Annotated in this window: 12 protein-coding genes; 2 read left to right on the top strand and 10 right to left on the bottom strand. The window is 62.1% G+C overall.

The window, feature by feature from the left end; translation table 11 throughout:
- Positions 1-25 precede the first annotated feature (25 nt).
- Both NL241_RS07385 and NL241_RS07380 read left to right on the top strand, forming a co-directional pair.
- Positions 26-1,045: a transferase gene (locus NL241_RS07385; protein ID WP_494397180.1), complete on the top strand. Its 1,020-nt coding sequence runs from the start codon at positions 26-28 to the stop codon at positions 1,043-1,045.
- The gene (locus NL241_RS07380; protein WP_494397179.1) at positions 1,038-1,991 is read left to right on the top strand and encodes a TIGR03621 family F420-dependent LLM class oxidoreductase; all 954 of its coding nucleotides are present in this window, start codon (positions 1,038-1,040) and stop codon (positions 1,989-1,991) included. Before NL241_RS07385 ends, NL241_RS07380 begins: the two co-directional genes overlap by 8 nt.
- Before the next feature lie 103 nt (positions 1,992-2,094).
- On the opposite strand, the gene NL241_RS07375 is transcribed toward NL241_RS07380, so the two are convergent.
- The 10 genes from NL241_RS07375 to NL241_RS07330 form a co-directional block, all read right to left on the bottom strand.
- The gene (locus NL241_RS07375; protein ID WP_494398258.1) at positions 2,095-3,501 is read right to left on the bottom strand and encodes a tyrosine-protein kinase domain-containing protein; all 1,407 of its coding nucleotides are present in this window, start codon (positions 3,499-3,501) and stop codon (positions 2,095-2,097) included.
- A 105-nt stretch (positions 3,502-3,606) separates the two neighbouring features.
- Positions 3,607-5,016, bottom strand: a complete 1,410-nt coding sequence (locus tag NL241_RS07370; RefSeq protein ID WP_494397178.1) for a glycosyl hydrolase family 28-related protein — start codon at positions 5,014-5,016, stop codon at positions 3,607-3,609.
- Positions 5,017-5,050: 34 nt separating this feature from the next.
- Positions 5,051-6,421, bottom strand: coding sequence for an O-antigen ligase family protein (locus NL241_RS07365; protein WP_487691524.1), 1,371 nt, complete (start codon positions 6,419-6,421; stop codon positions 5,051-5,053).
- A gap of 29 nt (positions 6,422-6,450) precedes the next feature.
- Positions 6,451-7,164 carry an SGNH/GDSL hydrolase family protein gene (locus NL241_RS07360; protein WP_494397177.1) on the bottom strand — a complete coding sequence of 238 codons (714 nt, stop codon included), beginning with the start codon at positions 7,162-7,164 and terminating at the stop codon, positions 6,451-6,453.
- Complete coding sequence (locus NL241_RS07355) at positions 7,161-7,829, bottom strand: acyltransferase (RefSeq protein ID WP_487691935.1); 669 nt, start codon at positions 7,827-7,829, stop codon at positions 7,161-7,163. The genes NL241_RS07360 and NL241_RS07355 overlap by 4 nt, the downstream gene beginning before the upstream one ends.
- Positions 7,830-7,834: 5 nt before the next feature.
- Positions 7,835-8,944 (bottom strand): MATE family efflux transporter, encoded by a 1,110-nt coding sequence (locus tag NL241_RS07350; RefSeq protein WP_494397176.1) that lies wholly within the window; start codon positions 8,942-8,944, stop codon positions 7,835-7,837.
- A gap of 145 nt (positions 8,945-9,089) precedes the next feature.
- Positions 9,090-10,097: a glycosyltransferase gene (locus tag NL241_RS07345; RefSeq protein WP_487691527.1), complete on the bottom strand. Its 1,008-nt coding sequence runs from the start codon at positions 10,095-10,097 to the stop codon at positions 9,090-9,092.
- A complete protein-coding gene (locus NL241_RS07340; RefSeq protein WP_494397175.1) occupies positions 10,094-11,188 on the bottom strand; it encodes a glycosyltransferase family 4 protein in 1,095 nt (364 codons plus the stop codon). The genes NL241_RS07345 and NL241_RS07340 overlap by 4 nt, the downstream gene beginning before the upstream one ends.
- Before the next feature lie 47 nt (positions 11,189-11,235).
- The gene (locus tag NL241_RS07335; RefSeq protein ID WP_494397174.1) at positions 11,236-12,375 is read right to left on the bottom strand and encodes a DUF1972 domain-containing protein; all 1,140 of its coding nucleotides are present in this window, start codon (positions 12,373-12,375) and stop codon (positions 11,236-11,238) included.
- A complete protein-coding gene (locus NL241_RS07330; protein WP_494397173.1) occupies positions 12,368-13,597 on the bottom strand; it encodes a methyltransferase domain-containing protein in 1,230 nt (409 codons plus the stop codon). The genes NL241_RS07335 and NL241_RS07330 overlap by 8 nt, the downstream gene beginning before the upstream one ends.
- Positions 13,598-13,599 lie beyond the last annotated feature (2 nt).

Raw genomic sequence — 13,599 nt, 5'->3', positions numbered from 1 at the left:
GCTGAGCCGGGTGCTCGATCTAGGCATGGTTCCAGTGGCCAAGCACTTCCCGTTGGCGCGTGAGCCAGTACGGGCGGACGAGGCGGCCTACCCGCTCGCGATGGATCTGTGCAGCAGCTGCGGCCTTGCCCAACTTGCCGGCGACGACACCGTTAGCGTCGAGCCGCGCGGGATAGAACCGCAAGCCTTAAAAGACCAAGCCGCAGCTGCCATCTCCCTGGTCGAGGCGGCAGGCTGGCTCCGCGGTGACACCGTGCGCGAATTCGGCAGCCCTCATGGAGGAACCTGGATCCCGCTCCTGACCGAACGCGGCTTCGCCACCGCCACGGGCCAGACAACAACAGTCTTGGATTCGTTCGGCATCATGCACGCCCCGGATCAGCAAGAAGCGTTTCGTCTCCGGGCGCAATCCACTGCGCCTGATGGAGTGTTACTCCTGCTCTATCATTCCCTTGCCACCATCGTCAGCAAGGGACAGTGGAATTCTCTGCGAGACGGCCACTTTGCCTACTATTCACTGACCGCTCTGAGTCGACTGCTGAGCACAGTCGGCATGCAGATCGCCACTGCATGGGAGTTCGACCTCTACGGCGGAACAGTCCTGATCGCCGTAGTACACGGGGACGTCGAACCTGATGACACGGTGCGGCGCATCATGGTATCCGAGCAGACACTGGGTATCACGGACAGTTCCGTCGTCGGCGGCCTCCAACGCAGCGCCGATCTTCACATTGCATCGTTACGGGGCTGGCTGGACGCCGCAGCAGCCGCCGGACACGTGGTCTTCGCCTACGGCGCCGCCTCGCGTGCGGTGTCCTTGTTCAGCCGAGCGCAGCTCGACTCGCGGCTCGTCACAGCAGTGGCCGATGCGTCGCCTGCCAAACAAGGTAGACGGATGCCGGCCACAAATATCCCGATCGTGTCGCCGGAGGACTTGGTGGCCGCCAGACCAGATTTCGTCTATCTCACACTTCCCGATCTCCTCCCCGAAGTCAGTGCGCGGTACCCCGAGCTCGATGGCCGGTGGAAGCTCGACGATGGCTGAGCGGCTCCGCTTCATCACACCGATGCCACGACTCACCAGCGACGGCGAGGCGTGGGTTGCCGACCTGCGCCGCCTCGAAAATGCGGGGTTCGACACGGTCTGCATCTCGGAGCACTTCACTCAGGGGTGGCAATTATCCGCCCTTGCGGCAATGGCCTTCGCGGCCGCCAGCACATCGCGCATCCGCGTCCAGAGCCTCGTGCTGCAGAACGACATGCATCATCCGGCCCTGCTGGCCAAACAGATCGCGACAATCGACGTGCTCTCCGGCGGTCGAGTCGAGCTCGGGATCGGCGCGGGATGGAACCGGGATGACTATTACGCAACCGGTCTGCCATTCGATGACGGCCCCACGAGGGTCGCACGCTTGGCCGAGGCTCTCCACATCATCCGTGACTACTTCACCGGTGACCCAGTGCATTTCGCGGGTGACCACTACCGGATTGACCACATGGAAGCACTGCCGCGGTGCAGCCAACGTCCGAACCCGCCGATCCTCGTCGGCGCAGGTGGGCCCCGGATGCTGGAGCTTGCCGGCCGTATGGCCGATATCGTCGGGATACACGCCACGACGAGCCGCGGTCAGATCGACGCCACGTCGGTGCGGGACCTGACGGCCGTTTCGATCAAGGAGAAGATCTCGCGGGTTCACTCCGCCGCCGCGTCCGCTGGGAGGCCGTGCCCGACCATTCAGTTCACCTCCTACCACGTCCGGGTCACTGACGCTCTGGGCGGCGCCGACGGGCCTCGATCGTCATGGGACGCCGAGATCGAATCAGCTCAGGATTTCTTGAAGGGCTCACCCGCAGTTCTGGTGGGTTCCGCAGCGCAATGCGCGGACACACTGCTGGAGTGGCGCGCCCGATTCGGCATCACCTATTGGCATCTCGGCCAAGACGCTCTCGCGGCAACCCGCATCATCGAAGAAGTCCGCTCCCGCGAATAGGGCGGGTGAGGTCATCTTTGCGACCTTCGAGTACGCAACCGACGCGCACTGAGCCTGCAGACAGCCGACGTTGTTCTTCTCCGTAATTTCAGGGCGGGCCAGGTCAATTCCGGCGATTGGCCGCCTTGACGCTCCGTTTGAGCAGATCAGGCACGGGCGCGAAGGTGGTCACTACACCCAGAATGTCGGCGCCGACTTTGTGGAGGCCCTCAACAGCTGACTCGAGATCGTCAACGGTGACATCGCCATACCGGGCGACGATCACCACCGCGTCACTGTAAGTCGCAGCGATCGCCCCATCGGTGTACGCCAACAGAGCGGGGGTGTCGACGAGTACGAAGTCGTAGAGCTTACTGACTTGGAGGAAGATCTTCTCCGCGCTGTCGGAGCTGAGCAGCTCACTAGGACGCGACGACCGTAGACCCGCCGGGATGACAGCAAGACGCAGCGAACTCGGGATGACGACGATGTCGTCGAGCCCGCATGTCCCCGCGAGCGCGTCGGCCAGCCCCCGTTGCCCAGCCATACCAAGACGTTCCGTCAAATGGGCATCACGTAGATCCGCATCCACGATGGCGACCCGATGACCGGCATCCGAGAGCGCCACGGCCAGCCCGACGACCGCCGTGGTCTTGCCATCACCCAGGCCTGCGCTGGTAACCGTCACGATGCCCGATGGGCTGTCCTTGAGCGCGTATGAGAGATTGGTGCGGAGTTCTCTGAAGCCTTCCATCACGAAGGCGTCGCTGGTGACGACTTCGACCGGATCAGTTGAACGTTTCCGAGACTTCGGAACAGAACCAAGCGGGGGCCGACCGGTGATGGCAGCGAGCTCACCGGGCTCGCGCACGCTCCGATTGGTCCGCCGCCGAAGATTGGCCAGCACCAAACCGATCGCGAGCCCAGCCAGGGCGCCAAGTCCGGTGTTGCGAAACGTATTCGGTGCCACGGGAGCTTCTGGAGTAGTCGCCGGCTGGACGAGGGTCACCGTAGGCCTCGGTGTCGAAGGTGCCGTCTTGAGTTGCAACTCATCCACGAAATCAGCGAATTCGAACGCGGTGGCATTCGCGATCTCCCTGGCCATCGTGGGTGATGAGTCGGTGACTGTCAGGTTGATGAGAACCGTCTCCGGCTCGACGGTCGCCTCCACCTTCTCTGCCAGCTCAGCCGGCGGCAGGTCGAGACGAAGACTCTCCACCACTCGTTCGGTGACGGCTTGACTGGAAGCAAGCCGTACCAGCGAGAGGGCCATCTGCTGTGACGCCGAAGTCTCCTGATAGGAGGCGTTACTCACGGGAGCGCCACCGGTTGTGGAGACGAACATACCTGCGCGCGCCGTGTAAGTGGGTGTCGCAGTGGCGGATACGGCAAATCCCAGCAGAGCGCCCACCAACCCGCACGCGAGGCCCAGAACCCAATAATTGCCGCTTATAGGAGGTGGTAAAGATCGGTTTCTCACGTGGACCTCCCCATCAGATGGTTGTGTGACAATGCATGACCAGCGGCACATCGTGGACAACAGCGGATGTATACGGGGCGGATGTCCAGCTCCTGAACAGTCACCTCCTCGTCAGGGGCGATAGGCAGGCGTTCATCATGCAGGCCGACTCGGCATTCAACGCGCACCGTGCACCGCCTGAATGCACCAATCGGGTCCGCTGTCGAAGCGCACCAAGGTCAAGGTGCCGCCCACGGTGAGCTCTATCGGGGTCAGGGTGCCCTCGAAATCGATGTTCCCGCCAGACTCGAAGAACACCGACCCGCCAGAGGCCCTGAAGACCACCGTTTCGCCCGGCCATCGACTCGCAGTCACGGTCCGCACCGGGGTCGTAGATGCATTCAGCGACACCGTAGCTGCCGCTCCCACGCTGATCGCGGGAGCGGGATCGATCCGCCTCGTCAGATTTCGCGTGGTGATGGCTTGACCGCTCATAGTATTCGTCAACGACACGGTGCCACCGCTGTCGTCTGCCGAAGCCATCGACCCGAACCGGCCAAGAAAGACGTTCCCGGAACCGGACACCACCGAACCGTTCTCGGCCCGAATCGAGAAGGCGTCGCGGTCGCCCTGGGCTGAGTTCGCGAAGTGCCCGCGATCCACCCTGTTCAGTCCGGCGTTTGCAAACAGCAGGCCGTTGTCCAGGCCCTCGAAATGGCAGGTGTCAAAGGTGATCGACTCGGCGCCATCGACGTACACACCCAGCTGCGCCTGCTGGAAGGACACGCCCGCGAACAGATGGGTGTGCCCCGTCTTGTTGGACAGGTACTCCGACGAACCGTCGCTCGCCGGGTCATAGTGATCCAACTGCCGGCAGATCTTGGCATTGGTGCCGGGGTGCTCGCCCCGCGATCCGAACCCGTCGATCCTGCCGTTGAGCCACACCGTCTGATTCACCTGACCCGACATCAACAGACTAATCGAACGTTCGGAGTCATTCTTGCGCTCCAGGACCACATTGTCGAATGTCAAGAACTGCACGGGATCTCGCGCGTCCTGACCCCCACCTTGCAGCCACAGTTGCGCTCCTCCGAAATTTCCCACCCGAAGGTTCCTGAAGTCGGAATGCCACAAACCCGATGCATCGTCACCAGCGGCGCGGCGGGCCTGGACGTGGATGCCGTGTTGTTCCTCGTTGTCAGCGGCCTCCAATCCGATTCCTTCGATGAGAACACTTCGGACGCGGCCGGAGTCGATGGTCAGCAGCGCGCCGTTTCTCGATCCCGGGACCGCGCGGATGACCGTGCTGTCCGGGCCCGCGCCGACCATCCTGGTTTGATCTCGAATTATCAGACCGTCCGCCACATAGGACCCAGCCGGCAGGAACAGCGTCAACCCGTTGTCTCTGGCGAAGTCGATCGCATCCTGAAGGATTTTCGACTGATCCGCTCCGCCGGGTATGACACCGAAATCCTTCGCATTGGCCGCGATACCGGCCAGATCGGATACCACTTCCGGGGTGGCGCGGGGGGCCGGAGCCGCGCACGCCGCGCCGCCAAGCGCAGCCGAGGCAGTCACACCCGCCATCAGTAAGCTTCGCCTCCCCACGGCACTGAACCTCTCAGACACGTCGTAATCGCTCTCCGGGCTTGAAAAGCCCTGTCTTCGGCACGGGTGCAGTTTTCAGCGACGGCAACTCCGAACTCCATGCCGGCCCATAGCAGGCCCCCAAGAGAACTGCGAGCCCGAGATAGGTCGCGGGGAAACCCAGGCCGCCCGTCGCCACCGTCCCGACGGCGAGGCAGATTGTTGTGACGAGCAGGACCTTGCGCTGAGTCAAAGCCAGCGCGGTGGCCGGCCAAATGTCCCGAGAGCCGGCACGCACCAGGAGATGACACATGAAGCCTGCGTACAGAACTACGCCCACGATCCCCGTCTTCATCAGGTAATAGGCGTACCCGTTGTGCAGGAAGGAGGCTTCGGTTCGACTGAAATTTGAGGTCGTCGACGCTGTTTCGAGGCCAAAAACCACCCGGCTCCCCCAGCCCTGGCCGACCCATTGCCCCAAGGCCGGCTGGGCGTCGAACTGCAGCATCGCTTGGTTCAGCTCGAAAGCACGGTAGTTGTCGGCGATCTGGGTCTGCGTCTCCAGCCTGGCACCGGACACCTCCGTCAGCGAATTGACCACCCGCGTGATGAAGAACTCGTCGAGGAACACATAGACCGCCTGCAGAAAGAACCGGATGAGAACGTACACAACCACCACCGCCGCCGCGGCCAGGGCTGCGCTGATCAGCAATCTGGGCAGGTTGGCGGCCAACCGGTTGGCCCGGTTGGCGATCAACCCGGCAGCTCCGAGGGCCAGAATGATCAACAGGAACATCAGCCCACGCGACAGGGTCATCAACATCGAGACCACCAGCACCACGGAACAACCGATTGTCAGACGTCTGTATGCCGGCTGCCCGATGTCACGAAGCAGTACCAGCGTCGCGCACAGCGCCGCAAACTGCGTCACCGAACCTCGGCCGGCTTCTAGGCGAAACAGGTACAGATTCGTCGCACCACTCGACAACACCTCGCCGAGCCGCGCCAGGTGCACCACGGAGATGAGCACGCCGGCGGCCACCACCGCGATCAGGAGCAGCCGAAGCGTGCTGCGGCTATACGCGAAGTAGTAGCCCACAGAGAAATACAGCAGGTACGACAGCGAGATACCCAGGTCTCGCTGGAGATCGATGTCCAGAACTGTCCGGCCCCCGACGTTGGCCACCACGGCGGAAAGCAGACCCAGAACCAGGATCCCCACCAACCACAGATCCGCGGTAGGGAACGTGGGTCTGGGAAGTTTCGTGCCGAGAACGGCCGCAATGGCGACAGTCGTCACCGCAACGGCGATGCCGATGATGGGCCCCAGATATTCGGCCACCACAAGCGAGACGAACACCGCCACCGCGAGCAGAGTCCAGCCCAGCGACAGCCGCTCGGTCACCGCCACATCACCGCCGCTGTGAAAGGCCATCAGCCCTGCCTGTTCACGACGACGGCGTCCAGCACGCGGTTGGCGACGGCCAGGTGCCCCCGGTTATTCGCGTGAAACGCATCCGACGGTCCGTTGAAGGTGGGAAGTCCTTCCGGGCCCTTCATTTCCGCGTTCTCCGAGATGTCACTGATGCTGCGGAACACACCGCCACGGGCCTCGCACAGATCCTTGATGATGGTGTCGAACCGCACGGCCACTTCTTTGGGCCGCCAGGCGCCGATACACAGCAGCGCGGCGTCTGGTGACGCGGCCTTGATCCGGTTCAGCAATTCGCCGTAGTCCTGCCGGAAGGCGCGGTGGCTCGTCTCCGTGGCGTCATTGGTACCCAGTTCGACGACATACAGATTCTGATCTCGCGGGATGTCGGGGTTCTGCAGGGCGCGTTGTGCGGTGCCGCCGAGCGAATTGAGCGGATTGTCGGCCACGGGCCCACCTTTACGCCAGTTCTCCACTACCAACTGGTGGAATCCATCGGACGGGGTGGTGGCGTAGAGGCCGTGGTCGAGGGAGTCACCGACGAAGGTCACCAGCATCGGCTCACCCTCGGCCACCGTGACCTCGGCTTTGAAAGGGTTTGATGCCGTGGTCTCCGGGGACCCGAATATGTAGGCGATCACGGCGGTGCAGACGAGAAGGAACGCCAGCCCCACGACGAGCAGAGTGGCGGTGCGGTTCGAAGCGGGCGATCTCATGGCCGCTCCCGATGTCTGAGCACCTTCGCCGGAACTCCACCGATGATGCAATTTGGCGGAAAATCCCCTCTCACCACACTTCCCGCTGCAACTACCGAACCACTGCGGACATGCGCCCCCGCCAAGAAAGTCACGCGGGCACCGATCCATACGTCGTTCTCGACGACCACCTCGAGCTCGCGGGTACCTTGGCTCCGGATGGTGTGGTCCAGCGAATCCGTGATGTGTTCCTGCGAATGGAAGGTGACGTAGGGGCCGGCGATGACGTCACGTCCGATGGTGACGCCGCCGCTGCACCCGATGTGTGCGTAATCGCCGATACCGCTGTAGTCGCCGATTGTCAGCCCGACCCCTCGTTTCGAGAGCTGGCTGGTCGTTGTCACAATCGACCTTCTGCCAACTTTGGCGCCGCGGCCCAGGTTCACGCCGCGGGTACCGCTGGCATCGATGATGGACCCCGCACCCAGTGTGGCGAAGTGCCCGGCAACGAGGTTGCGCTTGCACATGATCTGGACATCTGGTCCGCGAAATACTTTGTGCCGCAGTGTTATCAGCCCCCGCAGCAAGTGCACTGCTCGAGTGAGATACTGGACGTAGAGGAAACTACGGGGAATCCCGGTGTCGACGGTGTAGTTCCGGCCGGAATCCTTGATCACACGATCCACCAAACTCAAGCCACCCGCTCCTTCACGCTTCGTCGTCGCGACCAGACAAGAAACCCAGCGTGGAGTACTGCGACCAACAGCCATGCCGATGCCGACGCGAGCGCAGCTCCGAGCGCTCCCAACGCATCGACGGTGAGGATCGACACCACGACAAGGACCACCGCCCCGAGGGTCGAATTGACCGTGGCCGCAAGATGGTGCCCACGCAGCACCAGCTGTGTGCCAACCACAGCTGCTGCACACATCCCCGAACTCGCCAGCGCCGCGAACGCCACCACGCCCGGGTCGAATCTGAAATCAGGCCATATCTTTCCGCCCAGCACGATCAGCAGTGTCGAGATGATCACGCTTCCCGCCACACCCATCCCGATGCTGCCGACTGTCAAAAGCCTGACGCGGCGCTGGGCGAACGCGTTGTGCGCGGCCTGTATCAGGGCGACGATCGGCAGATAAATGTAGGTGATCCCGGTGAGCGGACGCACCACCGCCTGGTACTGGCCGGCCTCGTCGACTCCCGCCACGAACGAGAGAATGTAGGTGTCGGTCCACGTCAGAAGGAATCCACTCAAGGCCACCGTGAGCCCGGGCAGCCAGAACGCAGAGTTGCTGCGCAAGAACCTCCAGCTGAACCTCCTGGGGAGCCGCGGCCTGCTGCACAACAGCGACGTCAAGATCGCGCCGAGCATTGCCGCTACAGCTGTGTGCGCAAGACTGCCGACGATAGATCCCAGCTTGGGAGCATTCTGCCAACTGACGTTGTATCGGGTGGCCGCCTTCTCATCGCCGTTCTGTACCGCCGCCGACGCGTTCGCCCTGTCACCGATGAGCAACACAGCGCACAGGAAGGCCGCAGCCGCAATGTACCCGAAGGAAAAACCACTGAGCCCGATGACTACCGAGACAACGATACCGACAAGGCAGACAATCGATGCGATTGTTACCGCGTTCTCTCGCAACAACTCCCGCAGATCACCCGGTAGGTCTGAACGAAGCGATGCATTCAAGGACCCGAGGTCTGAGAATTGGAGCGCCGCTTGCAGAACCGACAGACCCAGAATCAGAATGCCGAATTGCCCGACCCCGAGGTTGTTCGGCAGGAAGTAGAACTGAGCCACGGCAAGGGCTCCGGTGAGCAGAACGACACCCACATACGCCGATGGCGACAACCTGCGGTCCCGGCCACCCGCCGTCGGCGGCCCGCCCTGCCGTCCCCCGTTCCGACTCCCCGGCCGGCCACTGTGCGAGGTGACCGCGGACTCGTCAGCGCCAGACTGCAAGCGCATTTTTCATCAGATGTCTCGCCCTGCGGTCCTGACGATCTCGGGCCAAACGAACCGAAGCGCGTACTGCGTTGCCCGAGGTGAACGTCATCCGCCACGCCAATCGCCCTGCCGCCGACGGATGGAACTGTCTTGTGTAGTAGTCGTAAAGGTTCTTGCCCCACATCGTGCTGACATCGATCGACGGATCGTCACCGGAACTCACCGGCGCTGTGACCAACTCGGCTGCCATGGTCTCTTCGGGGGTGCCGGGCGACTCATCAACCGGCGGCGCCGAGGACGCTCCCACCTCGTGGTATGCGTGGGCCCCCGCCAACACCTTGATGCTGAGGCCCGCGTCGAGCACGCGTTGGCAGTATTCGGTGTCCTCGGCATAGAGGAACCAACGCTCGCTCAAAGCGCCGACTCGATCAATCGTCGACCGGGGAATGTACAAGCAGCATCCCGAAGTCCACTCGACGTATTGATCCTCGTGCGAGTGGTGGCTGAGGAAAAGGTGTCGGCCTCGTAGCCGGCGAACCTGCGGAAACGCCCTACTCAAACCGGAATAATGAGTGAACATAGGCCACAGCCGAGGTTGACGTCCGGCCGACATCACACTGATTTCCTCGCCACCGGTCACCAGCGGCGAGACCATACCCAGCGTTGGATCTTCGCTGATGGCCTGCCGCATCATGTCGATGGTGTCCAGATCGACTCTGGCATCGGGGTTCAGAAGCAGGATGTCGTCGTTCCCGGAACGCGCGATGACATCGTTGGCCGCGACCGCGAAGCCGGCGTCGTTGTCGGACATGATGACATCGTCGACATAACCGTCAGCAGCCAACTTTCTGAGGATCTGGGGAGTGTCGTCACGCGAGCCGTTGTCCCTGATCCTGATGGTGATATCGGCTGGCCGGTCGACGAACCACTTCACACAGTCAGCGATGTGGTTACGTGAGTTGAAGGTCACCATGGCGATGGTGAGCGGGTTCGGCGTCTGGGTCATATCTTGCTGACCTCAACGGATTCCACGGCTTTCACGATCTCGCGCTCGTAACGATCCAATCCGAACTTCTCGTTGACATCACGCTGGCCGATCGATGCGAGCGCCGCCGATCGATCGGGATTCGATATTGCCCACAGGCAGCGCTGCGTGAGCGATTCCCGGCTTCCGGCACGGAAGGTGAGGCCGTTCTTCTCGTCATCCACGATCTCTGTGAGACCGTCCACATCGGCAACGATCGTCAACAGGCCGGCCGCCATGCACTCGGCGGCGACGGTACCGAAGGGTTCGATACGGGACGGCACGATGGCGATGTCGGTTTCCCGCAGCACGGGCCGGATGTCTTCCTGGAACCCCAGGAAGACGACGCGGTCGTCGATGCCGAGGTCATATGCAGTTTTCCGTAATTCGGTCTCGAACCACTCGTTCCCGGGGAAGACATTGCCCGCAAGAGTGAGGTTTGCGTTGTACCCGGCGGACACGATGTCGGCTAGTGCGATGACGGCCAGATCCTGACCCTTACGCTCACTCAGGCGCCCCACCACGGTCAACCGCGCCGGGCCCCATGGGGCCGCATCACGCTCAGGCCGATCCACCCGATACTCCGACCAGTCTTTACCGTTGTAGATCACCGTCGCCCTTCGCTGCAACCGCGGAAAAACCGAGACGATCTCTCGCTTCGTCGATTCGCTGTTGCACACAATGAGATCTGCCCACAGAAGCGGGGCATAGAGGAGTCTGCGAACAAGCCGAGGCAACTGTGCTTCAGCCTCGCGCACATGCACGACCACCCGACGGCGCTGCAGCTTGGCTGTGACGATCCACCAGGGCTGGACGATGGTGTTCGCATATACCAAGTCCGGGTCTGCGGAACGTAGGAATCGAGCACGGTGGCTTGAAGTTTCCAGTACGTTCCAGATCAGCTTCAAGGCCTGTAGCGGACTGAGCGCCGACTTTCTCAGCACGGGTACATCGGCGACCACGATGTCTACGCCGGTACCGGAGATCTTCGCTACGAGTGGGCCGTCCGTGGGCACCACGGTCGTCACCGTGTGTCCTTTTCTCACCAGCGCCTGCACGGTCAGCAACGCCATACGGTCGGCTCCGTAGAGCTCGGCCGAGGGATGAGTGACGAGAATCCTCATATCGGTTGCTCTGTCCGCGTCAGCTTGCGACTGGACATCGATTCAAGTGTTGAGGAATACCTTTCACACACCAGGTCCCAGGTATAGGCATGCTGCTGTCGAACACGCACCGCGGCGCTGAGCCGGCTCTGCAGAGTCGTATCGCAGAGCACTTGGTCCATGGCGGTGGCGATAGCGCCGCCGCGAGGTTCGACGAAAAGCCCCGCATCACCGAGAACCTCGCGGTTGTACACCGTGTCGCGAGCCACGGTGGGAGCTCCGCAGGCCATGGCTTGGACGAGTGCTGGATTGGTGCCGCCCACGCTGTGACCGTGGAAATAAGCCCCTGCGTTCTGCCACAACCCGAACAACTTCGCGTCGTCGTTGAGGTGACCGAACCACTTTATCCGGTCATTGGAGTCGGCCAGCTCCTTCGCCTGAGCATCGATGGGACCGCCGTATCCGCTGGACCCGACAATCGCTATATCCCAACGCAGGCTGAGTCGTGTTGCTGCATTGAAGAATTCGGTGACAGTATTCTCGGGAACGAAGCGGGCGACCATGAGCGCATATTGTCGGCGAACCAGTTCATCGTCGAACGTCGTCATCAGGGGTTCCGATGCGCCGTAGGGAATGTAAACGCCCTCACGGCCGTACCGCTCCTGCCACCTTCGACCTATCTCCGCGGAGTCGTATACCAGTCTGTCAGCGTATTTCGCGGTCAACGCCGCCCCGGCCATGAAGGCACTCTTGGCCGCACGACCCCACTTGGCCCGTTCCCACTCGATTCCGTCCACGTTGATCAGCGTCGGGATCCCACACTGCTTGAGCAGCGGCAACCAGAATCCATTGGCGACGTTCATCACCAGTGCGACGTCGGGGCGGGTCTTGGACGCGTGCATTGATGACGTGAGCCCATAGGACAGCGTGCTCAACGATTTCGATTCGATACCGGGAGTCTGGACTCGACGGACTCGGGGATCGCAGGCCGCGTTCCGGTCATCGGCGCTGCCCGCCCGGCCGTACACCGTGACACCCCAACCCTGGTCCGCCAAATATGGTGCGAGACGCCTGACCAGCGTCTCGAATCCGCCGTAAAAACTCGGGTAGCCACGGGTTCCGATGATGGCGACCGAGGGCCGCTTGGAGTCAGGCACCGTGCACCGCCAAGGTGGGGATCGGAACGACGAAGCTGCCGCCCCAGTCTTTGATGAACGACATGTCGGCCATGATCTCGTCACGAAGGTTCCACGGCAGGATGACGACGTAGTCCGGTCGCGCTTCCCGTAGGTAGTCCGGGTCGTAGATCGGTAGATGGGTTCCCGGAAGGAATCGACCCTGTTTATAGGGGTTACGGTCGACGGTGTAGGAAACCAGATCCGACCGGATACCGCAGTAGTTCAGCAGCGTGTTCCCTTTGGCCGGTGCGCCGTAGGCCGCCACCCTGGCTCCCCGCCGCTTGGCGTTGATCAGGAATTCCAGCAGATCGTGCTTGACCTGCTCAACCTGCTGCGAGTAGGCCAGGTGACCCCCAAGCGAGTTCAGCTGTGCGGTTGCCTCTTTGCGCTGCACGTCAGCCACGCGCTCTGACGTCGAGTAGTGGCTCGACTCGGTTCGGCATGCATACACCCGTAGGGAACCCCCGTGTGTGGACAGCTCTTCGACGTCAAACACTCGCAAGCCGTGCTTCTCCAACGCCGACGTGGCGGTCAGCAAGGAGAAGTAGGAGAAGTGTTCGTGATAGATCGTGTCGAACTGGTTGTTCTCGATCAGCTGGAGCAGATGCGGAAATTCCAGCGTTATCCGGCCGTCCGGCGCCAACACCATCGCCATGCCCGCCACGAAATCGTTGAGGTCCGGAACGTGGGCGAGGACGTTGTTGCCGATGAGCAGGTCAGCGCGGATTCCTCGAGCCAAGAACCCGGCGGCCAGATCAGTTCCGAAGAAACCGATTTCGGTAGGTACACCGTCCTCCAAGGCCACGGCCGCGACGTTGACGGCCGGCTCGACGCCCAGGGCCGGAATACCTGCAGCGATGAAGTTCTTCAGCAGATAGCCGTCATTGCTGGCGATCTCGATCACCTGGTCCGCCCCAGTCATGTCGAAGCGCTCGATCATGTTCTCCACGTACTGGCGAGCATGCTCGAGCCACACTGCCGAATAGGATGAGAAGTACAGATAGTCACTGAAGATCTCCTCGGGCGACTCGTACACGACCAGCTGGACGAGAAGGCAGTTCGAGCACACATAGGCATGCAAGGGGTAGAAAATCTCCGGGCCAAGCTGCGCGGAGGCCAAGTAGGAGTTCGCCATCGGCGACATACCGAGATCGCAGAATGACTGCTTGAGCTCCTGATCACACAACCTGCATTGCGCCATGG

The sequence above is a fragment of the Mycolicibacterium sp. SMGY-1XX genome, assembly GCF_059132455.1.
The sequence above is the reverse complement of the archived record's forward strand: the minus strand, read 5'-3'. Positions and strand labels throughout refer to the sequence as shown.

What these genes read in the sequence shown, in the direction of transcription:
- NL241_RS07330 (WP_494397173.1), bottom strand. Translation starts at nt 13,597, where the DNA reads ATGGCGCAATGCAGGTTGTGTGATCAGGAGCTCAAGCAGTCATTCTGC.
- NL241_RS07370 (WP_494397178.1), bottom strand. Translation starts at nt 5,016, where the DNA reads ATGGCGGGTGTGACTGCCTCGGCTGCGCTTGGCGGCGCGGCGTGCGCG.
- NL241_RS07375 (WP_494398258.1), bottom strand. Translation starts at nt 3,501, where the DNA reads ATGTGCCGCTGGTCATGCATTGTCACACAACCATCTGATGGGGAGGTC.
- NL241_RS07385 (WP_494397180.1), top strand. Translation starts at nt 26, where the DNA reads ATGGTTCCAGTGGCCAAGCACTTCCCGTTGGCGCGTGAGCCAGTACGG.
- NL241_RS07360 (WP_494397177.1), bottom strand. Translation starts at nt 7,164, where the DNA reads ATGAGATCGCCCGCTTCGAACCGCACCGCCACTCTGCTCGTCGTGGGG.
- NL241_RS07340 (WP_494397175.1), bottom strand. Translation starts at nt 11,188, where the DNA reads ATGGCGTTGCTGACCGTGCAGGCGCTGGTGAGAAAAGGACACACGGTG.
- NL241_RS07345 (WP_487691527.1), bottom strand. Translation starts at nt 10,097, where the DNA reads ATGACCCAGACGCCGAACCCGCTCACCATCGCCATGGTGACCTTCAAC.
- NL241_RS07380 (WP_494397179.1), top strand. Translation starts at nt 1,038, where the DNA reads ATGGCTGAGCGGCTCCGCTTCATCACACCGATGCCACGACTCACCAGC.